Source organism: Stenotrophomonas sp. 112478_Sma, from assembly GCF_056479905.1.
Genome location: NZ_CM151072.1, coordinates 3,040,303 through 3,065,029, shown reverse-complemented (window position 1 = coordinate 3,065,029; position 24,727 = coordinate 3,040,303). Strand labels below are relative to the sequence as shown.

At 66.6% G+C, this 24,727-nt stretch carries 18 protein-coding genes; 8 read left to right on the top strand and 10 right to left on the bottom strand.

What is annotated here, in order from left to right:
• Positions 1 to 3: 3 nt before the first annotated feature.
• Positions 4 to 1,290, bottom strand: a complete 1,287-nt coding sequence (tilS, locus tag ACZK08_RS14060) for a tRNA lysidine(34) synthetase TilS (RefSeq protein ID WP_065181833.1) — start codon at positions 1,288 to 1,290, stop codon at positions 4 to 6.
• 101 nt (positions 1,291 to 1,391) lie between these two features.
• On the bottom strand, positions 1,392 to 3,098 hold the full coding sequence (locus ACZK08_RS14055; RefSeq protein ID WP_053516800.1) for an alkaline phosphatase: 1,707 nt from the start codon (positions 3,096 to 3,098) through the stop codon (positions 1,392 to 1,394).
• A 156-nt stretch (positions 3,099 to 3,254) separates the two neighbouring features.
• Between ACZK08_RS14055 and ACZK08_RS14050 the strand changes: the two genes are divergently transcribed.
• The gene (locus ACZK08_RS14050) at positions 3,255 to 4,589 is read left to right on the top strand and encodes a dicarboxylate/amino acid:cation symporter (protein WP_065181834.1); all 1,335 of its coding nucleotides are present in this window, start codon (positions 3,255 to 3,257) and stop codon (positions 4,587 to 4,589) included.
• 182 nt (positions 4,590 to 4,771) lie between these two features.
• Here the strand turns inward: ACZK08_RS14050 and ACZK08_RS14045 are convergent, their stop codons facing one another.
• Both ACZK08_RS14045 and ACZK08_RS14040 read right to left on the bottom strand, forming a co-directional pair.
• On the bottom strand, positions 4,772 to 5,545 hold the full coding sequence (locus ACZK08_RS14045) for a C40 family peptidase (RefSeq protein ID WP_065181835.1): 774 nt from the start codon (positions 5,543 to 5,545) through the stop codon (positions 4,772 to 4,774).
• A 131-nt stretch (positions 5,546 to 5,676) separates the two neighbouring features.
• Positions 5,677 to 6,216 (bottom strand): C40 family peptidase, encoded by a 540-nt coding sequence (locus tag ACZK08_RS14040; protein ID WP_065181981.1) that lies wholly within the window; start codon positions 6,214 to 6,216, stop codon positions 5,677 to 5,679.
• 111 nt (positions 6,217 to 6,327) lie between these two features.
• On the opposite strand from ACZK08_RS14040, the gene ACZK08_RS14035 reads away from it, so the two are divergent.
• The 7 genes from ACZK08_RS14035 (at position 6,328) to ACZK08_RS14005 (ending at position 12,871) form a co-directional block, all read left to right on the top strand.
• Positions 6,328 to 6,810, top strand: a complete 483-nt coding sequence (locus ACZK08_RS14035; protein ID WP_053516805.1) for an FKBP-type peptidyl-prolyl cis-trans isomerase — start codon at positions 6,328 to 6,330, stop codon at positions 6,808 to 6,810.
• A gap of 99 nt (positions 6,811 to 6,909) precedes the next feature.
• Positions 6,910 to 8,154, top strand: a complete 1,245-nt coding sequence (locus ACZK08_RS14030; RefSeq protein WP_065181836.1) for a DUF418 domain-containing protein — start codon at positions 6,910 to 6,912, stop codon at positions 8,152 to 8,154.
• Between the two features lie 3 nt (positions 8,155 to 8,157).
• The gene (locus ACZK08_RS14025; protein WP_065181837.1) at positions 8,158 to 9,408 is read left to right on the top strand and encodes an NAD(P)/FAD-dependent oxidoreductase; all 1,251 of its coding nucleotides are present in this window, start codon (positions 8,158 to 8,160) and stop codon (positions 9,406 to 9,408) included.
• Complete coding sequence (gorA, locus tag ACZK08_RS14020) at positions 9,405 to 10,763, top strand: glutathione-disulfide reductase (RefSeq protein ID WP_065181838.1); 1,359 nt, start codon at positions 9,405 to 9,407, stop codon at positions 10,761 to 10,763. The genes ACZK08_RS14025 and gorA overlap by 4 nt, the downstream gene beginning before the upstream one ends.
• 84 nt (positions 10,764 to 10,847) lie before the next feature.
• Complete coding sequence (locus tag ACZK08_RS14015) at positions 10,848 to 11,768, top strand: DMT family transporter (RefSeq protein ID WP_065181839.1); 921 nt, start codon at positions 10,848 to 10,850, stop codon at positions 11,766 to 11,768.
• Positions 11,675 to 12,103, top strand: a complete 429-nt coding sequence (locus ACZK08_RS14010; protein ID WP_231107755.1) for an MGMT family protein — start codon at positions 11,675 to 11,677, stop codon at positions 12,101 to 12,103. Before ACZK08_RS14015 ends, ACZK08_RS14010 begins: the two co-directional genes overlap by 94 nt.
• Before the next feature lie 93 nt (positions 12,104 to 12,196).
• Entirely contained in the window at positions 12,197 to 12,871 is a 675-nt protein-coding gene (locus ACZK08_RS14005) for a rhomboid family intramembrane serine protease (RefSeq protein WP_053516819.1), read from the top strand.
• 49 nt (positions 12,872 to 12,920) lie between these two features.
• Here ACZK08_RS14005 and ACZK08_RS14000 read toward each other — a convergent pair whose 3' ends face one another.
• From ACZK08_RS14000 to ACZK08_RS13975, 6 genes are all read right to left on the bottom strand, one after another.
• The gene (locus ACZK08_RS14000; protein ID WP_065181840.1) at positions 12,921 to 14,507 is read right to left on the bottom strand and encodes a phytoene desaturase family protein; all 1,587 of its coding nucleotides are present in this window, start codon (positions 14,505 to 14,507) and stop codon (positions 12,921 to 12,923) included.
• The gene (locus ACZK08_RS13995) at positions 14,504 to 14,986 is read right to left on the bottom strand and encodes a VOC family protein (protein WP_065181841.1); all 483 of its coding nucleotides are present in this window, start codon (positions 14,984 to 14,986) and stop codon (positions 14,504 to 14,506) included. Before ACZK08_RS13995 ends, ACZK08_RS14000 begins: the two co-directional genes overlap by 4 nt.
• A gap of 121 nt (positions 14,987 to 15,107) precedes the next feature.
• Positions 15,108 to 17,114 carry a M13 family metallopeptidase gene (locus ACZK08_RS13990; protein WP_065181982.1) on the bottom strand — a complete coding sequence of 669 codons (2,007 nt, stop codon included), beginning with the start codon at positions 17,112 to 17,114 and terminating at the stop codon, positions 15,108 to 15,110.
• A 166-nt stretch (positions 17,115 to 17,280) separates the two neighbouring features.
• Positions 17,281 to 19,383, bottom strand: coding sequence for a M13 family metallopeptidase (locus ACZK08_RS13985; protein WP_180876129.1), 2,103 nt, complete (start codon positions 19,381 to 19,383; stop codon positions 17,281 to 17,283).
• 172 nt (positions 19,384 to 19,555) lie between these two features.
• Positions 19,556 to 21,589, bottom strand: coding sequence for an alpha/beta hydrolase family protein (locus ACZK08_RS13980; RefSeq protein WP_065174889.1), 2,034 nt, complete (start codon positions 21,587 to 21,589; stop codon positions 19,556 to 19,558).
• A 97-nt stretch (positions 21,590 to 21,686) separates the two neighbouring features.
• Positions 21,687 to 24,638: a TonB-dependent receptor plug domain-containing protein gene (locus ACZK08_RS13975; RefSeq protein ID WP_053516828.1), complete on the bottom strand. Its 2,952-nt coding sequence runs from the start codon at positions 24,636 to 24,638 to the stop codon at positions 21,687 to 21,689.
• Between the last annotated feature and the right edge of the window lie 89 nt (positions 24,639 to 24,727).

Sequence of the window (24,727 nt, the reverse complement as noted above, 5' to 3'; positions counted from 1 at the left end):
AATTCACCAGCCACCCGGCTGCCACCGCAGCTGGGCGTCGTGAGCGTGCAGCCAGGCCTGCAGCGGTGCGGCGATCACCACATCGGCGGCGGCCAGCAGGTTGCCGTCAGCAAACAGCAGCGGCAGCTGCGCGCGCCGCCAGGGGGCCAGATGTTCACGCTGCAGGCAGTCCTTCAAGGCATGTGCGTGGCTGCGTCCCGGCAGCACGATGCGCTCGCCGCCACGCCGTGCACGCACCTGCATCGGCTGCTGGAACATCGCGGCGCCCAGCAGGCGCAGCTGGCCGCCATCTGGCAAGGCCAGAGGCACCCGGCCGTCCCACTCCTCCTGCCAGTCCAGGGGCAGGGCAGGCAGCTCGGCCGGCAGCAGATAGGCATGCTCGCGCCATTGCTGGATGACGTGATCCTGCCAGCGCACCTGCGCCTGCCGGTCGCAAGCGGAGGGCAGCATTTCCTCGAGCATCTGCTGCAGCACCCGCCCCGGCAGCGGTGCCGCGCCATGGCTGGCCACCCAGGTGCGCAGGACGCGTGCGGCGCGTTCCGGCGATACCTGCCGCAGCAGCTGCAAGGACAGCACGCGCGGGGCTGCCTCCAGGTGTGCGAGCAGTTCAGTGTCCTCCTCCTGCAGAAGGCCGCGGGTGCGTGCGCAATGATCGGCACTGCCGGCCAGGGCCGCTGCGGCGTGCGGCCAGCGCTGGCGCAGCAGCGGCAGCACCTGCAGGCGCAGGAAATTGCGGTCGGCATACGCGTCGTCGTTGCTGGGGTCTTCGATCCAGTGCAGATCGTGGGCCCGCGCATAGTCATGCAGAGCGTCGCGCGGGACCTGCAGCAGCGGCCGCCACAGCCGGTGGCCGGCGAGCATGCTGTCCCCGCTCATTGCAGCCAGGCCATCGACACCGGAACCGCGCAACGCGCGCAGCAGGAAAGTTTCAGCCTGATCGTCCTGATGCTGGGCCAGGGCCAGCGTCTCTCCGTCGCGCAGAGAGGCGACGAAAGCAGCGCGACGCGCCTGCCGGGCTGCACCCTCCAGGCCCAGACCGGTGCCGGTCTCGACCTGCACGCGGTGTACGACCAGTTCGATTCCCAGGGCCGCGCACTGCTGCTGGCAATGGTGGACCCAGGCATCGGCGTCGGGCTGCAGCCCGTGATGTACGTGTACAGCGCGCAGTCCCACGCCGGCCGCCTGCGTGCAGCGCCGTAGCCAGTGCAGCAGGACGGTCGAATCCAGGCCGCCGCTGTAGCCGACCAGCAGCGGTGCATCGAGGGAAACCAGGGCGGGGAAGGCAGTCACGGGTGAAGTGTAGGGTGATCGGCGGGGTCGCGCCGCGCCTTCGACTCACGGGCGGGATGCAGCCGGGCATGGCCCGGCTGCACACTGCGTCCGCCGTGCCGTTACTTTCCGTCGACGCTGCGTTCGAAGGCCTTGGGCGCCGGCAGCTGCACCGGTACGCCCTTGTCATCGCAGGTGCCCGCCTGGCACAGGCGATCGCGCAGCGCCGGCGTTGCCTGCACGATCATGTGATAGATCGTGTTCTGCTCCAGCGTGCCGCGGATCGCCTTGCTGCCGGGACCGCGCGCCCAGATGCCGACGTCCTCGCCACCATGCGATTCAGACTTCATCGGCACCAGCGCTTCCTGCATGTAGTCCGGATGCTCGGTGTCGACATCATGCAGGTCCGGACGCCCCTTGGCCGGCTCGAAGCTGCTCGGGTTGTGCGGGTAGCGCTTGCTGCCCGCCGGCTGCTGGTTGGTGCTGCCGGTGTGGCCCGGTCCATTGGCGTAGCTCAAGGTGGTGTAAGGCTGGCCGTTGCCGTCCAGCGCGTAGTCCAGCTTGCCGGCGCCGTCCTCACCGCCCTTGTCCTTCACCTTGCCCAGGATCGGGTTGCCGCGTGCGGGGTAGCCGACGAAGTTCAGGGTGTGCGAGTGGTCGGCGGTGACGATGATCAGCGTGTCGTCGGCCGACGTCATTTCCGACGCCACCCGCACCGCATCGGACATCGCCACGGTTTCGGTCAGTGCGCGATAGGCATTGCCGCTGTGGTTGGCATGGTCGATGCGAGCGCCTTCGATCATCAGCACGTAACCTTCCTGATGGCGCGACAGATTGGTGATCGCGGCAGCGGTCAGCTCGGCCAGGCTCGGCTCACCGGCCGGATCCTGTGGGCGCTCGTACTCGTAGCGCATGTGGTCCGGCTCGAACAGGCCGAGGATGGCCGGCGCATTTGCGGCGGCGGCCAGCTGCCTGCTGTTCCACACGTAGGCACCCTGCGGATGCGCCTGCTGCCATTCCTGTACCAGGCTGCGGCCATCCAGGCGCTGGCCGACCTTGTCGTCGTATTCCGGATCGCGCTCTTCCACGGTGGTGAATTCACCGCGACCACCGCCGAGCGCGACCAGCGGGCCGCGGCCATAGCGCGACGTGGACAGCAGCTGCTGGGCGATGTCCTTGCAGCCGGCGGCCTTGGCCGCTTCGGTCAGATCGGTGTCATTCTCCCAGTTGCGCTCCGGCGAGTGCGCGTAGGTGGCCGCCGGGGTGGCGTGGGTCAGGCGCGCGGTGGACACGATGCCGGTCGCCAGGCCGGCGCTGTCGGCCAGCTGCAGCCAGGTGAGCAGGCCCTTGGACAGGCTGTCGGCACAATCGGTGCGGGCGCCTGCGCTGACACCGATCGCGCCCATGTGGGTCTTCACGCCGGTGGTGATGGCGGTCATGGTGCCCGCCGAATCAGGGGTCTGCGAGTCGGTGTTGTAGGTCTTGCTGAACGCGGTGGCGGGGAAGCGTTCCCAGGACAGCAGGTTCTCTTCACCCGATCCGCCCTTCTTCTGGCCTTCGTAGATGCGCGCAGCGGCCACGGTGGTCAGGCTCATGCCGTCGCCGAGGAACAGGATGACATTCCGGGCCTTGCCGGCCATCGCGCCATTGGCGGCGGCCTGGGCGGCGCCGCTGCGGTACCACCATTGCGGCGTCTCGCCGGCCGGGTGTGCAACCGGCTCGACGGCGACCTTCAGGCCTGCCGGCGCGGAAGCGGGGGTGGTGCTGGCGCAGGCGCCGAGCAGCAGGGTGGTGGCACACGTGGCCAACAGGGAGACGGAACGGCGCATGGACGCTGGGATCTCACAAACTGTAACGGGACGTTCATTATGCCCGCCCTCGCAAGGCACGCCGATGACACACTGATTTGCCGGGCGGACGGTCGTTCTGCGGGCCGCCTTGGGCTATCGTGCCAGCATCCCTTCCTTCCCCCCTCTGGATTGCCTATGACGCTGGTCTCTGCCTGGCTGCGGATTCCATTCTGGCAGCGCGTGGTCGGCGGCTTCGTGCTTGGTGCGCTGGCCGGCTGGGCGCTCGGCCCCGCTGCGGAAACGTGGTTCGGTCCGCTCGGTGAGCTGTATGTCACCCTGATCAAGATGATCGCGGTGCCGCTGGTGTTCTTCGCGGTCATCAACGCGATCTCGTCACTGCATGGCCAGAAGTCGGTTGCAGCGCTCAGTGGCCGCACCTTCCTGTGGTTCGTGATTACCGCGGCGTTGGCGGTGTGCGTGGGCCTGGGCGTGGGCACCGTGCTGCAGCCCGGTGCTGGTGGCCTGCAGCTGTCCATGGCCAGCAACTATGTACCGCGCGAGGTTCCCAGCGTGGTACAGGTGCTGCTGGATGTGGTGCCGGCCAACGTCTTCTATGCACTGTCCGGCATCGGCACCCGGGTCAATGCCGCCGGCGAGACCGTGCTGGCCGCTGGCAGGGGCTCGATCCTGCCGGTGATCTTCTTCGCCGGCCTGGTGGGCTTTGCCATCGTCAAGCTGGGCGAGAAGGTGACCGAGGCGCGGAAGCTGGTCGGCCAGATGAGCGACATCATGATCCAGGTGACCCGCTTCGTGCTGGAAGTCACCCCGATCGGTACCTTCGGCCTGATTGCCGGCCTGGTGGGCAGTTACGGTTTCGAAAAGCTGCTGCCGCTGGGGCATTTCGTGCTGGCCCTGTACGTGGCCTGTGCGTTGCACATCGTGGTCGTCTACAGCGCGCTGCTGCTGGCGCACGGGCTGAATCCGCTGAAGTTCTTCCGCGGCGCGGCGCCAGGCATGCAGGTCGCCTTCGTCAGCTCCTCCAGCTTCGCCGCGATGCCGGTGGCGCTGCGTTCGATCACCCACAACCTGGGCGTCAACAAGGACTACGGTGCATTCGCGGTGCCACTGGGTGCGAGCATCAAGATGGACGGCTGCGGCGCGATCTACCCCGCGTTGTGCGCGGTCTTCATCGCCCAGTACAGCGGCGTGCCTTTGACGCCGGAGCAGTACGTGGTGGTGCTGATCGCCTCGGTGCTGGGCAGCTTCGGTACTGCCGGTGTGCCGGGTACGGCCGTGATCATGGCCACCGTGGTGCTCAGTGCCGCCAATCTGCCGCTGGAGACCATCGGTTACCTGTATGCCATCGACCGTATCCTGGACATGATGCGCACCATGACCAACGTGACCGGTCAGATGCTGGTGCCGGTGCTGGTGGCCAAGGAGACCGGCCTGCTCGACCAGTCGGTGTACGACAATCCCTCCAGCAACGTGGGCGTGGATGACCCGGACCCTACGCCGCCACGCAGCTGAGACGCCGCGCAGCGGCCTGTCATGCGAGAGATGAAGGCCCGCCGGACTGGCGGGCCTTTTCGTTGGGGGCGTGCCCGCCGGGCCAGGGAAGGGAAGACGCATCCCAGGCATTCCGCGGGCAACGAAAAAGCCGCTGCAGGGCAGCGGCTTTCAGCTATCAGGCGGTGCCTGGAAAGGCGGCGTCAGAGCTCGACGCGGCGCGCCTGCATGAACTTGTTGCCCCAGTAGCCGCTGAGCAGGGTGTCCACCCGGACATCCTTGCCTGCGCTCGGGGCATGCAGGAAGCGGCCGTCACCCACATAGATGCCGACGTGGTCGACCCGGCCCTTGCGACCGAAGAACACCAGGTCACCCGCGGCCAGGGCGGCACGGTCGTTGATCAGCTCGGCGTTGTTGTCGTGTGCCATCTCGCGGGAGACGCGCGGAAGTTCGATGCCCAGCGCCGAACGGAAGACGTAGCCGACCAGGCCGCTGCAGTCGAAGCCGCTGTCCGGATTGCTGCCACCCCAGCGATAGGGGGTGCCGAGCAGGGTCATCGCCCGCCGCAGCAGCGACTGCACCTTGCCATTGTCGGCGGCGCTGCCGACTACGCTGCCATTGGCAGCGTTGCTGGTGTCGTAGTTGGCGAGCAGGCGGCTCAGATCGCCGGCGACCATGGCCGAGCGGTCCATCAGCGGAATGGTGTCGTTGGCGGCCAAGTGCGGCAGCAGGGCGGCCAGCGTGGCACTGGCGGCTGCATCGGTGCGGCTGCGCTGGGGGGCCGCGGCGTCGGTCTTGCCCGTCACACGTACGCCATTGTCGGTCGCCGGGACCGGAGCAGCGTCGGCGCGTGAGGGAACGGTCTGCGACCAGGCGGGGAGGCTGGTCAGGCACAGTGCCAAGCCCAGAAGAACAGGGCGGACACTACGCGGAGAAGCGGCGGTCTGGCCTTTGCACGTCAGGTCGTCAGTCGTCACGCGTCGGTCACAGAAAAAAAACGATGGGGCATCATGCCCTGTAAAAGCACTGATAAGTTAAAAATTCCGTTATAAAACCGTTATTTCCACTGTGACGTAATTCTCAATTTTGAACATGTCGCCTGTTCATTTTAGCGAAGGACGCGTTTGGCCCCTGTGTAGTGGTCCTTCCAGTAGGGCCCGCTGAGCGAGTCCAGGCGCACCGTGCCGCCGGTGCTGGGGGCGTGCACGAAGCGCCCCTCGCCGACATAGATGCCGACATGGGTGACGTTGCCGCGGCTGCCGAAGAACACCAGGTCACCCGTGGCCAGACGCTTCGGATCGATCCTCGGGCCCTGTACGGCGGCCAGGTCGCGCGAGGTGCGCGGCAGCTTCAGATCCAGCATCTCGCGGTAGACATAGGCGACCAGGCCGCTGCAGTCGAAGCCCGATTCGGGGGTGTTGCCGCCGTAACGGTAGGGCGTGCCGACCAGGCTGATGGCACGTATCAGTACTGAATTGGCGGCCTCGGGATTGTCCGGGGTGGTCGCCGGCCAGTGCGCCGACGGCGGGGGCGCCGCCGTCCGGGTGGCCTTGCCGCCGCCGCAGGCGGTCAGCAGCAGGGGCAGGACCAGCAGCAGGGCGGGCACGGACAGCCGGCGCGGGCCGGACGAAACTGGCGTGATGTGCATGTTCTCCGGATAATGCGCCACCTTGGATTGGCCGTCATGATGGCGGCGTCCCCGCCGGGCGACAACCCGCCCCAACCCGTCTGCCTCCGGCAGAACCAGACAGAGTCGCGCATGAAGATCGAAAAAGACCGCGTTGTCCGCTTCCACTACACCGTTTCCGAAGTCGGCCAGGAGCCGATCGAATCGTCCAAGGACCGCGGCGAGCCGCTGGCGATCCTGATCGGTCACGGCAACATCATCCCGGGCCTGGAAAACGCCATGATGGACAAGGAAGCCGGCGCCACCTTCAGTGTCGACGTCACGGCGGCCGACGCCTATGGCGAGCGCCGCGAAGGCCTGTCCCAGCGCGTGCCGAAGAAGCACTTCGGCAATACCAAGCTGGCGCCGGGCCAGCAGGTCGTGCTGCAGACCAACTTCGGCCCGCGTGCGGTGACCGTGCAGAAGGTCGGCATGAGCGTGGTCGACGTCGATCTCAACCATCCGATGGCCGGCAAGGACCTGCACTTCGACGTGGAAATCGTCGACGTGCGCGAAGCCGGCAAGGAAGAGATCGAGCACGGCCACGTTCACGGCGACGGCGGTCACGCGCACTGATCGCCCTGCGATCGTGACGGCAGCAACGGCCCGCTTCGGCGGGCCGTTGCATGTCTGGAACACCGCGCGCTCGTCCACGGCGCGCAGGCGGGCTGCATAATGAAGGACCTGCCCGCCGGATGTCCTGTGAACAGCGCTTCGTCTTCCCTGCAGCCGGTCGCCTCCGGCGACCGCATCGCCGTGCTGGACATACTGCGCGGGGCCGCGTTGCTGGGCATCCTGCTGATGAACATGGAGGCCTTCAGCGGACCGCTGGACCTGGCATTCACTGGTATCGACGTGCGTTGGCAGGGGATCGATTACTGGGCCGACGCCTTCGTCTATGTGTTCGTGCAGGGCAAGTTCTTCACCCTGTTCTCGCTGCTGTTCGGCGCCGGATTCGCAGTGATGGTACAGCGCGCCGAGACCGCCGGCCGCGAGTTCACTCCGTTCTATCTGCGCCGCAGCGCCGGGCTCATGCTGATCGGCCTGTGCCACGCGCTGCTGGTCTGGTCCGGCGACATCCTGGTGCTCTACGCGCTGGCGTCGCTGCCCCTGCTGGCGTGCCGCGAGGCACCGCGCAGCTGGCTGCCGTGGATGGGCGTCATCGTCTACCTCGGTGGCGCGGCGATGATGATGCTGCTCGGTGCCATGGTTTCACTGGCGACGCCGCAGGACGCGCAGCAGATGCTGGTCGACGCGCAGCAGAGCATCGCCCGGGAGCGCATGGTCTACGGACACGGCAACTGGATCCAGGCCTGCATCCAGCGCCTGCATGAGTTTGGTTCGTCGATGGGGGCGCTGCTGATCACCGGCCCGGCGGTACTGGGCATGTTCCTGATCGGCAGTGGACTGGCCGGCAGTGGCGCGCTGGCCGCGCCGGAACGCCATCCGCGCCTGTTCGCGGCGCTGCGCTGGGTCGCCTTGCCGCTGGGCCTGCTGGTCACCGTGCTGGGTGTGGCCTGGAAACCCTACCTGGCACCCGGTGCCTACGACCTTGGTGTGACCTCGGCGATGGCGCTGGTGATGATCGGCGCGCTGCCGATGTGCCTGGGCTACCTCGCCTGGATCGTGCAGTGGCGCGCGCGGCTGGGCTGGCTGGCGCCGGTCGGCCGGATGGCGCTGACCCACTACCTGGGGCAGTCGCTGTTGTGCACCTGGGTGTTCTACCACCATGGCCTGGGCTATTTCGACGTGATGCCGCGCAGCGTGCAGCTGCTCTTCGCTGTGCTGCTGTTCGCCGCGCAGGTCGCCCTTTCCCATGCCTGGCTGCGCCGCTTCCGCTTCGGACCGATGGAGTGGCTGTGGCGGGCGATGACCTATCGCCAGTGGCCGCCGATGCGCCGCGAGGCTGGAAGGGGCTGAGCGATGCAGGGGGCGCGCGATGACGTGATCGTGATCGGTGCCGGTGCCATCGGCCTGGCGACTGCGCTGGCGTTGTGCGGACAGGGACGGCAGGTACGGGTGATCGATCGTGGCCGCGTGGGCGCAGCGACGTCGTACGGCAACTGCGGCACCGTCACGCCCAGTCATGCACCGCCCCTGGCCGCGCCGGGTGTGCCGCTGCGTGCGTTGCGCTGGATGCTCGACCCACGCGCGCCACTGTATGTGCGCAGCCGCCTCGATCCCGCGCTGTGGCGCTGGCTGCTGCAGTTCAGCGCGCGCTGCAATGCGCGGCATTGGCTGCAGGCCACGCGCGCGCGCGCTGCGCTGTTGAATGATTCCCGTGTGCGCCTGGCCGAATGGGTGGGAACCCATGGGCTGGACTGTGAATTCGAGACGCGCGGCCTGGATTACGTGTTCGGTGATGCACGCAGCTTCGATCAGCACATCGCCCAGTGCGAAGCGCTGGATGCGCACGGCATTGCGACCCGCTGCATCGATGGCGGCCACTACGCACGCGACAATCCGGCGTTCCATGATCGGCTTGCCGGTGCGATCCATTTCCCCGGCGACGCGCAGCTGCGCCCGGACCGTTTCACTGCGGAGCTGGCGCGGGTACTGCGTGCGCAGGGCGTCGAGATCGACGAGCAGGTCGAGATGCAGGGCTTCAGCGGCGACGTACACGGGGTCCGGGTACAGGCCGGCGGACGCACGCTGCGCGCGCGCGAACTGGTGCTGGCCACCGGCCCGTGGTCGCCGCGATGGGCACGGCTGCTCGACCTGCGGGTGCCGATCCAGCCCGGCAAGGGGTACTCGCTGACCTGGTCACGCCCGCCGCTGGTGCCGGCCCGTCCGGCGGTGCTGAAAGATCACTCCGTGTTCGTGATCGCCTGGCGCGACGCGCTGCGACTGGGGGACACGATGGAATTCGCCGGTGCCGACCCGCAGCTGCGTGCGCAGCGCCTGCAGGCGTTGCAGCTGGCCGCTGATCGCCACCTGCGCATGCCTCGTGGCGCGCAGCTGCAGGAGCAGTGGTGCGGCTGGCGTCCGATGAGCGTGGACGATGTACCGTTGATCGGCCGCGCGCCTGCCCATCCTCACGTCTGGCTTGCGGCAGGGCATGGCATGCTCGGCATCAGCATGAGCGCCGGCACCGGCCAGCTGATCGCCGATCTCGTCTGTGGCCGCACGCCAGCGATCGATCCTGCCCCTTACCGACCCGAGCGATTCCGATGAACACGGCTTCCCATGATTACGACCTGATCGTCCTTGGCGGCGGCTCTGCCGGCCTGGCCGGCGCCATCCGCGCCGCGCAGTACGGCAAGCGCGTAGCGCTGCTGGAACCCGGTGAACTGGGCGGGACCTGCGTCAATGTTGGCTGCGTACCGAAGAAGGCGATGTGGCTGGCCGCCGATCTGCACGAGCGTATCGGCCTGGCAAGCGCGATGGGCTTCGATGTGCCGCCACGACCGGCACTGTCGTGGAAGGAACTGGTGATCCATCGCCAGGCCTATATCAGCAACATCCATACCAGCTACCACAAGCGTCTGGATGAAACCGGCGTCGTCCGCATCCCGGCGCGCGGCCACCTGCTCGACGCGCACACGGTGGCCTGCAGCGACGGGGTGCGCTACACCGCCGACCACATCCTGATCGCCACCGGAGCGCACCCGCAGCGTCCGGACATCCCCGGCGCGGAGCTGGGCCTGGTATCCGACGACTTCTTCGAGCTGCGTGCGGCCCCGGCCGAAGTCGCGATCATCGGCGGCGGCTACATCGCGGTGGAGCTGGCCGGGCTGCTGCAGGCGCTGGGCAGCCGGGTGAGCCTGCTGGTACGCGGCAAGCGCCTGCTGGAACGCTTCGACTACGAGCTGACCGATCAGCTGGCGGAAAACCTCCGCCAGCAGGGCGTGCGCATCTACTTTGATTACCGCCTGCGCGAACTGCAGCGCGACGGTGAGCGCGTCCGCGCCTTCGGCCATGATGGCCCCATGGACAGCGTGTTCGACGCGGTGTTCTTCGCCACCGGCCGCCGTGGCAACAGCCGGGGCCTGGGCCTGGAGGCGCTGGGCATCGACATCGGCGAGCACGAGCAGGTGCAGGTGGATGAATGGCAGACCACGGCGGTACCCAGCATCCATGCCGTGGGGGATATCGCGGGCAAGGTGGGCCTGACCCCGGTGGCGGTGGCTGCATCGCGTCGGTTGATGGACCGTCTGTTCGGTGGCCGCCCACAGTCGAAGATGGACTATGAGAATGTGGCCAGCGTGGTGTTTTCGCATCCGCCGCTGGGGGCGGTGGGCATGGGTGAGGAGGAGGCGCGTGCCTGCTTCAAGCAGGTGACGGTCTATCACAGCCGTTTCCGGCCGATGCTGCAGGCACTTGCCAACGGTACCCAGCGCAGCCTGTTCAAGATGGTCTGCGCCGGGCCGGAAGAGCGCGTGGTGGGGGTGCACCTGCTGGGCGAGGCCGCGGACGAGATCCTGCAGGGCTTCGCGGTGGCGGTGAAGATGGGAGCGACCAAGGCCCAGTTCGATGACACGGTGGCGATCCACCCGACCTCCGCAGAGGAAGTGGTGCTGATGCGCTGACGCTGCGGTTGCCGCGTCGGGCCATGCGACAATGGGCGTCCACACGCACCCCCGGGCCGCCCTGCGCGGCCCGCCGCTGTTCCCATGTCAAGCTCCTCCCCGCGCATCGCCACCGCATCCCCACGCATCGCCCTGGGGGGAATCGGCCTGGCGGCGATCGGCGCCGTTGCCGCATCCGGCAAGGCGGTGATCGTCAAGCTCGGCCTGCGCCACGGTGTCGATGCGACCACGCTGCTGGCGCTGCGCATGCTGATGGCACTGCCCCTGTTCGCACTGATGGCGGTGTGGGCTTCGCGCCGTGTCGAGCCGCTGTCGTGGGCAGACCGGGCGCGCGTGCTGTGGCTGGGGTTCACCGGCTACTACCTGTCCAGCCTGCTGGATTTCCAGGGTCTGCAGTACATCAGCGTCACGCTGGAACGATTGATCCTCTACCTCAACCCGACGCTGGTGCTGCTGATCAACGTGCTGCTGGCGCGACAGCGGCCAGGGCGCTGGCAGGTCGCCGCGCTGGTGCTGAGCTACCTGGGGGTGCTGCTGGCGTTCGGCCACGATCTGCAGCGGGAGGGCGGGCAGATCATCGTCGGCAGCCTGCTGGTGCTGGGCAGCGCGCTCAGCTATGCGCTGTACCTGTTCGGCAGCGGCCAGGTGGTGGCACGGATCGGCGCGGTGCGCCTGACCGCCTATGCCAGCTGCGTGGCCAGCGGTCTGGTGCTGCTGCATTTCGCCATCACCCATCCGCTGCCACTGCTGTGGCAGGCACCTGCACCGGTGCAGTGGCTGTCGCTGGTCAACGCCACGGTCTGCACCGTGCTGCCGGTGCTGGCGATCATGCTGGCGGTGCAGCGCGTGGGTTCCTCGCTGGCAGCGCAGGTCGGTATGCTGGGCCCTGTTTCCACCATCGTGATGAGCCTATGGCTGCTCGACGAACCGATGGGGCCGGCGCAGATCGCCGGCACCGTGCTGGTCCTGCTCGGCGTGCTGCTGGTGACGCGTCTGCGCCGCTGACGCCGGACCACGCGCGCGCGCGCATCCTGGCGGTGATCCACGCGATCCCGCCGGGACAGGTGATGGGCTATGGACAGGTGGCGATGCGCGCGGGCCTGCCGGGGCGGGCACGCTTGACGGCACGCATTCTCGGCCAGAACGATGACCCGACACTGCCCTGGCACCGCGTGCTGCGTTCTGACGGGCGCATCGCCATGGCGGAGGGGTCGGCGGGCTGGCGGGAACAGTCGCAGCGGCTGCGCGCGGAAGGCGTGGTGGTGGAGAACGGCCGGGTGCGGATGCCGGCGTCCGACCCGGCGGCGGCGCTGGATGCCGCCGTGTGGGGACCGGGCTGAGCGCGACCGGGGTCTGAACGGGCCGCACGCGGCAGTCGCCGACACGACACGACGGTGCGGCTATGATGGAGACCGTTCCATGCCGGTGTCCCCATGTTCCCGCGACTGCCAACCGTCACCAAGGCCCTGCTGATCGCCAACGCGATTCTGTTCCTGTTGCAGCAGCCGTTCCTGCTCGGCAACCAGACCTTCGAGCCGTTCATGCTGCAGCCGCTGCAGCAGGGCTTCGATGCGTTCTCCCCGGGTGGCAACTTCCAGCCGTGGCAGCTGCTGACCTACGGCTTCCTGCACGGCAGCTTCGGCCACCTGTTCTTCAACATGCTGGCCGTTTTCATGTTCGGTGCGCCGCTGGAACAGACCTGGGGCGAGAAGCGCTTCCTGCTCTACTACCTGGTGTGCGTGGCCGGCGCCGGCGTCTGCCAGCTGCTGGTGGGGACGCTGCTGGAGAATCCGGCCACGGTGCTGGGCGCGTCCGGTGGTGTGTTCGGCCTGCTGCTGGCGTACGGCATGTTGTTCCCGAACCAGCGGGTGATGCTGCTGTTCCCACCGATTCCGATGAAGGCGCGCACGTTCGTGATCCTGTTCGGTGTCGGTGAACTGGTGCTGGGCATGACCGGCTGGCAGCCGGGCGTGGCGCACTTCGCGCACCTGGGTGGCATGTTGTTCGGCTGGCTGCTGATCCGCTACTGGCGCGGCCAGCCACCGTTCAACAAGCGCCGTCCCCCCGGCCCGCCGAACCGTCCGAATCATCTGCGCAGCGTCAAATGATCCGCAGGGTCATTTGATGCAGCAGGTGCCAACCGTGGTTGGCACACCCCTACAGATCCTGCAGGATCACCTGCGCGGCATTGTGGCCCGGCGCGCCGGTCACGCCGCCGCCGGGATGCGTGCCTGAACCACACAGGTAAAGCCCGGGCAGGGCACCGCGGTAGCCGGCCTGGCCGATCATCGGCCGCGCCGAGAACAGCTGGTTGGGACTGAGCGCACCGTGGAAGATATCGCCGCCCACCAGGCCGAACGTCCGCTCCAGATCCAGCGGTGACAGCACTTGCCGACCGAGCACGCTGTCGGCGAAGCCGGGCGCATACCGATCGACGGTGGCGATCATCAGGTCGGCGACGGTATCGCGATGTGCGTCCCAATGCCTACCACCGGGCAGGACCGGTGCCACATGCTGGCAGAACAGGCTGGCGACGTGCTGGCCCGGCGGCGCCAGCGAATCGTCCAGCGTGCTGGGAATCAGCATCTCCACGATCGGCTCGCGCGACCAGCCGTCGCGCCGTGCATCCAGCCACGCGCGGTCCATGTAGTCGAGGCTGGGCGCCATGATGATGCCGGCACTGAGGTGCTCACCGGCGCCGGGCAGGGCGTGGAAGTCCGGCAGCCGCGACAGCGCCACGTTCATCCGGAAGGTGCCCGAACCGCAGCGCCACTGCGCCATGCGTTCGCGCGTCGCCGCGGGCACCTGCTCCGGTTCCAGCAACTGCTCGTAGAGCAGTTTTGGATTGACGTTGGCCACCACCACGCGCGCGCGCAGTACGTCCCCGCCGGCCAGCTCAACGCCCACCGCGCGTCCGTGCTCGACCAGCAGCCGCTTTACGCCGGCATCCACGCGCAGTTCTGCGCCGGCCGCGCGCGCCGATGCAGCGATGGCCTGGCTGATCGCGCCCATGCCACCGATCGCATGGCCCCAGGCGCCCTTCACTCCGTTGCATTGGCCGAACACGTGGTGCAGCAGGACGTAGGCACTGCCGGGCGTGTACGGACTGGCGTAGTTGCCGACGATGCCATCGAATCCGAACAAGGCCTTGATCGGCTCGCTTTCAAACCAGCGGTCCAGATAGTCGGCGGCCGACAGGGTGAACAGATCAAGCAGCTCCTGGCGCAGGGCAGGGGACAGTGCCGCCAGTTCCCGGCCGAGCCGGCCCATCCGCCACAGTGCCGGCAATGCGCGCCAGCCGCCTGCGACGCCGAGGTCCGGCGGCGCGCGCAGGGCCCAGGCGCGCAGCACGTCGGCGAAGACCTCCAGCCTCGCCTCATAGGCTGGCAGGCGCTGCGCATCCCGTTCGGAGAACTTCGCCACCTCGGCCTGGGTACGGCCGGGTGCCGACAGCAGATAGCGGCCGTCAGGCAACGGCAGGAAATTGTTGGCCGGGCGGGCGACGACGCGCAGGCCATGCGCGTGCAGCTGCAGCTCGTCGATCACCTTAGGCTGCAGCAGCGAGACGGTGTACGAGGCGACCGAGTTGCGGAAGCCCGGATGGAATTCCTCGGTGACCGCTGCGCCGCCGAGCACGCCACGGCGTTCGAGCACCAGTACTTTCCTGCCGGCACGGGCAAGATAGGCCGCGCAGACCAGGCCATTGTGGCCGCCGCCGACGATGACCGCATCCCACGCGGTCATGCGGTGCGGATCGCCGCTTCGATGGTGGCGATGTCGATCTTCTTCATCGGCATCATCGCGTTGAAGGCGCGCTTGGCCAAGGCCTTGTCCGGGCTGGTCACCGCTTCAATCAGCATGCGCGGACTGATCTGCCATGAGATGCCCCAGCGGTCCTTGCACCAGCCGCACTGGCTCTCCTGTCCGCCGTTGCCGACGATCGCGTTCCACAGGCGGTCGGTCTCGGACTGGTCCTCGGTCTGGATCTGGAACGAGAACGCTTCGCTGTGCCTGAACGCGGTGCCGCCGTTGAGCCCGACGCAGGGAATGCCGCAGACGGTGAACTCGACCGTCAGCACGTTGCCCTCCTTGCCGTCCGGATAGTCACCCGGTGCGTGATGCACGGCCGTTACCGCGCTGTCGGGCAGGATCCCGGCGTAGAACGTGGCGGCCTCGAGTGCTTCGCTGTCGTACCAGATGCAGATCGTGTTCTTGTGGGCCATGGTCGGGTTCCGCTGCAGGACGAAGGCGCAGCGATAGCATGCCGCGTGTTAATGGCGGATCGTGCTGCATGCGCAAAAAAAAGGGCGCCCGAGGGCGCCCTTCGTGTCACGGCCGGCTGGCTCAGCGCCAGACCTTGATCTGCTCGGCATCGCTGCGCTGCATCGGCTGGCCGGCCTTGCAGCTGAAGGTGGCGCCAAACGCCGGGAGGTTGGCCAGCGTGCCGTTGGTGCGCCACATGCCCGGCGCGCGGATGTCGGCGGTCAGGCGGCGTGCGGCTTCGTTGGGCGACAGCTGCTGCGCCCACAACGCGGCCCAGGCACGGAAGAAGCCCTGCTGCTGGGCCGGCTTGGCGTTCGGCTCCTGTGCGGTGTAGGCCGCCCAGGCCAGTTCCAGGCCTGCGATGTCGGCCAGGTTCTCCTCCTGGGTCAACGTGCCGTTGACCTTGGCGCCCTTCACACCCGGGAACTCATAGGCGCCGTACTGGGCGGCCACGCGGCTGCCGAGCAGGGTCCAGGCGGTCTTGTCGGCCGGCGTCCACCAGCTGCGCAGTTCGCCCTTGGCATCGACCAGCGCGCCCTTGGCATCGATGGCACGGGTCAGCTCGTGGCCGACCAGGCCGCCGAAGCTGCCGAACTTGTCGGCGCTGTCGGCCTTGGCGTTGAACACCGGGCCCTGCAGGATGGCCGCGGTGACGATCAGGCGGTTCTGCGCCAGGTCATAGGCCAGCGACGGCTGTTGCGGCAGCACGTCCCAGCGACGGTCGGCATTGCCCTTGCCGATGCGCTTCATCTCCTCGCGATGGCGCCAGGTCGAGGCGATCAGCATGTTGCCACCGAACGAGCCGCGGCCCATCGGCTGCACGGTGTAGTCGAGGTCGCGCAGCGGGGTGCCGATCTCGATCTTCAGCGCCGCCAGCTTGGCCTGTGCTTCAGCCTTGGCTTCGGCACTCATCCACGTGCTGTTCCTGACGGCCTCGATCTGCACCTCGCGGACCTTGTCGACGATCCATGCCGCCTGCCGGCGGTCTTCGGCCGAGAGATGGCGGGCAGCGTACTCGCGGCCGACCATCGGACCGGCCGCCACATTGATGGCATCGAGCACCGCTTCCCAGCGCTGCGGCGGCAGCGTCTGCCCGCGCAGTACGCGGCCGCGGAACTCAAACTCGGCGTCCCGGTAGGCCTTGGACAGGTACGGCGCCATCGAGTCGCCCACGCGCCAGCGCAGGTAGGCCTTCCACTGGTCCGGCTTGAGCTTGGTGACCATGCCATCCAGCTGCTGGAACAGGCCCGGGTCGGCCAGCGACACCAGATCGTCGTTCACACCCTGTACTTTCAGGAACGCCTCCAGCTGCAGGTTGCGGTAGCGGCTGTTGAGTTCCTTGGTGGAGATCGGCGCGTAGTTGTTGAACGGGTTGTTGATGCCGGCCAGCGACTGTGCATTGCGCGCCAGCTCGGTTTCCAGCGCGATCACCGCCTGCGACTCCGCATCGAGCTTGGCTGCCGGAGTACCGGTCAGTGCCAGGATCTGCTTGACGTAGGTGCGGTAGCGGCCCATCAGCGCCACGGTATCGGCATCGGTGCGGGTATAGAACGCCGGATCCGGCAGGCCCATGCCGCCCTGCATGAAGTAGCCGATATGACGGTCCAGTGCCTTCAGGTCGACGTCCGGACCGAAGTTGAAGGCGACCGGGATGCCGACCTGATGGAGTGCAGCGATCGACGCCGGCACATCCTTGGATTTCTTGATCGCATTGATGCGGGTCAGCAGCGGCGCGATCGGATTGGAGCCATCGGCTTCCACCGCCGCCTCGTCCAGGCCGCTGGCCCAGAAGTCGCCCAGCAGCTTCTGCACGTTGCCCTGCGGCGACGTCATGGCCGCATCGAGCAGTTCGCGCTGTTGCTGCCTGCTGCGCTCGACCAGCTGGCCCAGCGCGGTGGTGGCTCCGGTCTGCGGTACCGGGTTGGCCTTCAGCCAGCCAGCGTTGGTGGCGCCGTAGAAGTCGCTGCACTGGGCACTGACGGCCGGGGCGCGGGCGGCCTTTTTCTTTGCGGCGAACGCATCATGGCTCGGGACCAGGGTCGCCAGGCTGATGCCCAGGGCGATGGCAAGCGGACGGAAATTGGGCATGTAGAACGAATCCATGATGGATTGAGGGCGGGCGCACTATAGCAAGCCGCGCATGGGCGCAGCATGCACGTATCACGGTATGCCTGGCGGCCGTGGCGGGTCGCGCAAAAACAAGGGCCCGGGAGATCCCGGGCCCTTGCAGGTCTGCCTTGGCGTCAGCCGTGGCCTACCAGATCACCACCTGCTGCTCGCCGCTGCGCGCCATCGGTGCACCGGCCTTGCACTGGAACGCGGCCGCGAAGGTCGGCAGGTTCGAGGGCGCGCCCATCGCGCGGAACTGCGCCGGGGCGTGCGGATCGGTGGCCAGGCGGACCTTGGCGTTTTCCGGGGTGTACTTGGTACGCCACACGGTGGCCCAGTTGAAGAAGAAGCGCTGATCGCGGGTGAAGCCGTCGACCTTCGGATCTTCCTTGCCGGCCGAGGCCTTCTGCAGCGCATCGTAGGCCGTGGCCAGGCCACCCAGGTCGGCGATGTTCTCGCCCAGGGTCAGGTGGCCGTTCACGGCCTGGCCGTCAACCTTGTACTGGTCGAACTGCTTGACCAGCTTGCCGGTCAGGCCTTCGAAGTTCTTCTTGTCGGCCGGCGTCCACCAGTCTTCCATGTTGCCGGTCGGCCCGAAGCGCGCGCCCTGATCGTCGTAGCCATGGGTCATCTCATGGCCGATCACCGCACCGATGCCACCGTAGTTCAGCGCATCGTCTGCCTTCGGATCGAAGAACGGCGGCTGCAGGATGGCGGCCGGGAACACGATCTCGTTCTGCAGCGGGTTGTAGTAGGCGTTGACCGTCTGCGGGGTCATGCCCCACTCGGTCTTGTCCACCGGCTTGCCGATCTTGGACAGATTGAATTTGTAGTTGAACTCGTTGGCCGCACGCACGTTGGCCAGGTAGCTGTCGCGCTGGGTCTGCAGGCCCGACCAGTCACGCCACTTGTCCGGGTAGCCGATCTTCGGAGTGAAGGTTTCCCACTTCGCGATGGCCTTGGCCTTGGTTTCCTCGCTCATCCAGCTCAGGCCCTGGATGCGTTCCTTCAGCGAGGCAGCCAGGTTCTTCACCAGTTCTTCCATCTTTGCCTTGGCTTCCGGCGAGAAGGCAACCTTCACGTACAGCTGGCCGAACGCTTCGCCGGCATCGTTCTCGATGGTGCCCAGCACGCGCTTCCAACGCGGCTTCTGTTCCTTCTGGCCGTTGAGGGTCTTGCCGTAGAACGCGTAGTTCTCCTGGACGAAGGCATCGGCCAGGTACGGCGAGGCGCCATCGACGGTGTGGAAGCGCAGGTAGGCGCGCCAGACCGACGGGTCGGTGTCGCCCAGCGCCTTGCTCACTTCCTCATGGAAGGCCGGCATCGCCAGCGAGAACTTCTCCGGCGCAGCAACGCCCTGCGACTTGAAGAACTCGGTCCAGCTGAAGTTCGGGGTCAGCTTGTCGGCGTCAGCCAGGGTGACCGGGTTGTAGTACAGCTCCACATTGCGCGACAGTTCGACGCGCGACTTGGATGCCTTGGCCAGGCGGGTCTCGAACTTGACCACGTCCTCAGCCTGCTTGGCGGCGTCGGCTGCCGGGACGCCGGACAGTTCCAGCACCTTGGCGACGTGCGCCTGGTAGGCCTTGAGCTTGTCGGCGTTCTTGGCGTCGGTGTAGTACGTGCTGTCAGGCAGGCCCAGGCCGCCCTGGCTGGCATAGGCCAGGTTCATGGTCGAGTTCTTGAAGTCGGCCTCGGCGCCGAAGCCGAACAGCACGTTCTCGCCCTTGGCTGCGCTGGTGCGCAGGTAGTCGGCGATGGCGGCCTTGTCCTGCAGGCCGTCGATGGCGGCCAGGTCTGCCTTCAGCGGCTCGATGCCCTGGGCGTTGATCTTGGCCTCATCCATGCCGGTGGCCCACAGGTCGCCGACGATCTTCTCGATGTGGCTCGGGTTCTTGACCTGCGCGACCTGCTCGGCCAGCTGGTGCTGCACTGCCACCGAACGCTCGTCGAGGATGGTGAACGCGCCCCAACTGGTGCGGTCGCCGGGAATCTCGTTGGCGGCCAGCCACTTGCTGTTGACGTAGTCGCCGAATGCGGTGCAGGCGTCCAGGTTGGTGTCCAGATCGCTGGGCTGGAAGGCGTTATAGGCCGGCAGCTTGCTCTCATCCAGGGTGTAGGTGGTGGCTTCGGCGGCGGCCGGGGCAGGCGCGGCGGCCTCCTTGGCCGGGGTTTCGTTCTTGCCACAGCCGGCCAGCACGGCCGACACGGCCAGGCTGAGCAGCACGATCTTGGGAGTACGCGTGATCACTATGTTTGGCCTCCAGGCCGAGTGAGTCAGGGAAGAGCCGCGGGGACGGCCGTGGGCCGAACGATACGCCGCCAGCCTACCCCGCAAGGGTGTCGAAGGTCATGGGCGGGTGCAAGGGCCAGAACGGGCAAGGGCGCCCGTGGGCGCCCTTGCCTGGCAGCGACGGGGCTTACAGGCCGCCGCCGCCGCAGCCTTTGGTCAGGTAGTCGTCGATCAACTTGAGCTGGTCGCCCATGATCGCTCGGGTCCACGCGGGGCCATGCGCGTAGTCGGCGATGGCGTGGAATTCGATCGGCTGTCCTGAATTCTTGGCCTTGTTAACGAACCACTCCGACTGCTCGATCGGCACCGTACGGTCGCGGTCACCGTGGTAGACCATCAGCGGGATCTTCATCTCGCCGGCCTTGTCCAGTGGATTCAGGCCGTCAACGGTCTTGGACTGCGCCTGGCGGAAGAACGGGTTGGTATAGAAGCGTGCCCAGATCTTCTTGATGTCCGAGACGCCAGCACCGGCGATGGCACATTTGTACAACCCATTGGGGCGGACCGAGGCGGCGAACGCGGAATAACCACCGTAGGAGAAGCCGAACATGGCGATGTGGCCAGGCTGGGCGATCTTCTGCTCGATCATCCACTTGGCGCCGTCGTCCTTGTCATCCTGCATCTTCTGGCCCCACTCGGCGTCACCGGCCATCCACAGCTTGCGGCTCCAGTCGGCCGAACCGCGGAACTGCGGGCGCAGGACCGCCATGCAGCGTGAGGCCATCAGCGGTACCCACATCGAACCGTCGAAGTCCATGCCATCGCGCGCCCACGGCCCACCATGGGGATGCACCACCGCCTTCCACGGGCCGGCACCGCATAGTTCGGTGTTCGGTGTGGTCAGGAACGCCGGAATATCCAGACCATCGCGGGCCTTGTAATAGACCAGCCTGGTATCGCCCAGCGCAGCCGGATCGATCTTCGGATAGGACTTGGCCAGCAGGGTCAGCTTGCCGTTGCGCAACAGGTGGTATTCCGGCGGGTTCGCCGGCCCGGAGACGGCCAGCACAAAGGTCTTCAGGTCCTTGCTGTAGTCGATCACGCGCACCGCGCGGCCGGTGTCGGCCTGGGTGGTCGCGCGCTGGCCCGTTGCGGGATCGACAAGGGTGACGTCGCTGGACTGGATGCCCAGGGCCTGTCGGACGCCCTGGTTGAGGCCCTTGAACACCGGATGGGTCCATTCAACCTCGTTCTCGCGCGGACCACTGTAGGTCACGCCGAGCAGTGCGCCGAACGGCACGCCCTCGACGTCCTTGTAACGGTTCACATGAACGGTGCCTGCATTGAAGAATTTGTGCTCGAACAGTACTTCCCTCTGTTTGCGGGCCGTAATGTCGTACTCATAGATGATGGTCTTGTCGCGTCCGACGTTGCTCTGGATGAAGGCGATGTTCGGGTCATCGGCGAAACCGACGACCTGGGTGATATCGCGGTCCTTCACGTGCGAGCGGAAATGTTCTTCCCACGCGTTGGTGGCAGGGTTGCGGAACTCGGTGGCGACGTAGGCGCCGGTACCGTCCACGTCCTGGCGCAGGCGTGCGCGCAGTTCGCTGTTCAGATCGGTGAGGTAGCCAGCGACACGTTCTTCGGTCTTCTGGATGCGCTGGGACGTGAAGCTGCGCAGGTTGACCTTGTAGACGTCACCGGAATTGCTGCCCGAGCCGTTGACCACCAGGATGTGGTCGGGGTCATTGGGCAGCGTGTCCAGCACCGTGGCATTGGACAGCGCCTGTTCCAGTTCTTCGTTGCGGCTGGTGGCGCGCGGAACGCTGATCGGTTCCTTCCACTGCTTGCCTTCGGTATCGGTGATGAAGAACTTGCTGATGAAGGTCTTGTTGACCCGGTCGGTGCGCAGGTCGAAGGGCTGCCACAGCGTGACTGCCAGCAGCCCGTTCTTGATGAAGCCCACGCTCTGGAACTTCATGCGGCCCGCACCGATCGTGGTCGGTGCTGCGCTGAGATCATCGGTCTTCCAGACCAGGATCACGCGCTCTTCGCCGCGGGCCTGCAGACCGGCGATCTGCGTGCCGTCAGGCGACACGGAAAGGCTTGAAATATCCGGGAAGGCGGCCAGTTGTTCGATCGTGGGGACCGCGGGTTTGGCGTTGAGATGCAGCGGCGCGGCGACGGCCAGCGCGGCCAGCAGCAGGTAGTGCTTCATGCGACGTCTCACTGTGTCCGTGCAATGGGAAGGCGGGCATTGCACCCACCCCAAAAGCAGCCGCCGCCCTTGCGGGCGGCGGCTGTTGACGCATGGCTCAGAACTTCTTGCTGAGGTTCACGAAGAACGTACGGCCGAAGTAGTCGTAGCCACTGTACAGCGGGGCGTTGCCGACGGTGTTGTAGATGCCGGCGCCCGGGCTGATGGTCGGCGGTTCCTTGTCGGCGAAGTTGCGCACGCCGGCAGTGGCCTGCCACTTGTCGGCGGTGTACTGCACCGAGAAGTCCTGGGTGATGTAGTTCGGCACGGCCAGCTTGTACGCCGAGGTTGCGGGATCTTCCTCGTAGTACGCGTAGCTGGACATGTTGTCCACCCAGTTCAGGCCATAGCGCACGCGCCATTCCTTGACACGATAGGTCAGGTCGAGCTGGCCGGTGAACTTCGGGTTGTTGATCAGGCCGTTGGAGTCAACCAGCGGATCGTCCTCGAACACCTTGCCGGACTGCTCCAGGAACCGCGAGACCTGCACATTGGCGCGGAACTCGCCCGGACCGATGTCGCGCACGTAGCGGGTCGTGAAGTCGAGGCCGCGCACCTTGTCGGTGGCCAGGTTGGCATAGCCGTTCTGGACCGTCAGCGTGTTGTTGGGCGAACGGCTGATCAGACGGCACAGACCGTTGTTGGCGGCGAAGTCGCCGGTGGTGCCGTTGTAGCAGGTGCTCAGGATGTAGGTGGCACCCATCTGGGCAACGCCGTTCTCCACTTCGATGTCGTAATAATCGACGGCGAAGGACAGATCACCGAAGCCGCTGCCGAACTCCGGCTGGAACACCAGGCCAACGGTGAACGCGTCGGAGGTTTCAGCCTTCAGGTTGGCACCGACCAGGCCGCCACCGATGGAGTCCACGCGTACCGAGTTGGTCGCGGTGAAGCTGGTGGGCAGGCCCTCAGAAGCGCAATTGATGTAGCGTGGGCTGGTCGGATTGCGCGAGCCGTAGTTGTTGCAGGGATCGCTGGAGGCGTTCAGGAAGCCGCTGGTGGCACCCAGGAACTGTTCGAACAGCGCCGGAGCACGATACGAGGTGCCGTAGGACGCACGCAGCGACAGCCACTTGACCGGCGTCCACAGGCCACCCAGCTTCCAGGTGGTGTCCGATCCGTAGGACTGGTAGTCGGTGTAGCGGGCCGAGGCGTTGAAGGTCAGCTCTTCGGCAGCGGTGACGCCGGACAGCAGCGGCAGTTCGATTTCGCCGTAGGCTTCCCACACCGAGTCGCTGCCGCGGGTCGGGTCGGAGCTGGTCAGGTTGTACAGGTTGCGGTTGATCGAGTGGATGCTCGGGGTATCGTCGATCTTGGCCTTGCGGTACTCGACACCAAAGGCGCCTGCGGCGGTACCGCCCGGCAGATCGAACAGCGGACCATTGACGTTCAGGTTCGCGGTCGATTCCTGGTAGCTGGTGTTGCCGGTGACCGGGGTATAGACGAAGTTCTTCCACTCGTACGGCAGATTGCCGGCCAGGGTCTGTGCGTTGAGCATCGGTGCGGCAACGCAGCCATTGGCCGGGTTCACGCAGTTGAAGCCGCCTGCGCCGTCGGACACAACATCCAGGCTCTGTGCCAGGCGGTCGGTCAGGAACGAGTTGAAGGTGTAATCGGCATCCGAGTCGGCGTGGCTGACCATGAAGTCATAGTTCCACTCCGAACCGAGCCTGCCGCGCACGCCAGCGGTGGCGCGGAAGAAGTCCACCGACTGCTTGCTGCGGTCGTTGCCGAAGCCGATGAAGGTGCGGGCCGCTACGTTCTTGCCATTGGACGTTTCCGTCGGCAGGGCGAAGGCCGGCAGGTTGGACAGGTTACCGAGCAGCGGATTGCCGACCGAGTAGTCATACGACAGCTGGCGGTAGCCGGTCTGGGTGGAGTCGCGCTTGTTGCCGAGGAACTCGTAGTAGAACTCGGCGTCGCCCATCACGCCCAGATCCACGCCACCCTGGAAGAACAGGGTGTGGGTTTCGGCCGGGGACACCAGCGATTCCTTCAGCAGGCCCGGATCGTAGGTGTCGCGGTCGTAGTAGCCGACGGACTCATAGCCCGGCAGGCGGCCGGTGGTGACGGCCGGATTCGGACGCCAGCGGTTGAACCCGCCAAAGGTGGCGGTGCCCAGGGTGTTGATGGTCACGCCGCCGGAATCGAGGGTGAAGCACTTCGGCTTACCGGTGGTCGGATCGATGTAGTCGCCGCTGCCGAAGTAGTTGCCCACGTCCATGTCGCGCAGGTTATCGGTCGGGCAGCTGGCCCAGCTGCGATCGCCAATGGTCATCTCATTGCGACGGTAGTTCTCGTACGAACCAGAGAAGTGCGAGCGCTCACCGGTGCTGCCGAACACGATCGAGTACCGGGTTTCGTCGCCGCCGCCGCCCTCGGTGGCGTTGTGCTGGAACTCGGCTTCAACACCGTCCACGTTCTTGCGGGTGATGATGTTGACCACGCCGGCCACGGCGTCGGAACCATAGATGGACGAAGCACCGTCCTTCAGGATTTCCACGCGGTCGACCATCGCGCTGGGCAGCACGTTCAGGTCGGCCGAGCCGACCGAGCCGCGCGAGCCCGCCGGTGCAACGCGGCGGCCGTTGAGCAGGATCAGGGTGCGGGTAGCGCCCAGGCCACGCAGCGACAGGGTGTTGGCACCCGGGCCGCCATTGGTGACGTATCCGCCGAAGGAGTTGTTGATCTGTGCGCTGCCGGCAGTGACGCTGTTGCTCTGCAGCGCGGCGGCCGTCGAGTTGAAGCCCGCCAGGGTGGTCTCCTCACGGGTCACGACCTGCACCGGCGAAACCGAGTTGAACACGTCGCGACTGATGCGCGAACCGGTGACGGTCACTGTGTCCAGATTGGTCGCCTTGGACTTCGGCGCTTCCTGCGGCGTGTCCTGTGTCGTCTGCGTCGAGCCCGACGCATCCTGGGCAATCGCCGGGGCGGCTGCGGCGAGCAGCACGGCAGAGGCGAGGGCGAAGCTCAGCGGGTTCCTGCCGAGCGACTTGCGATTGATCATCTGAAATCCCCTTGAATCGAATGATTGCGTCGTACACCGGGGACATGACCTTGCGGGCGTCTCCGTGTGCCCCTACCCCGGTATCGGCA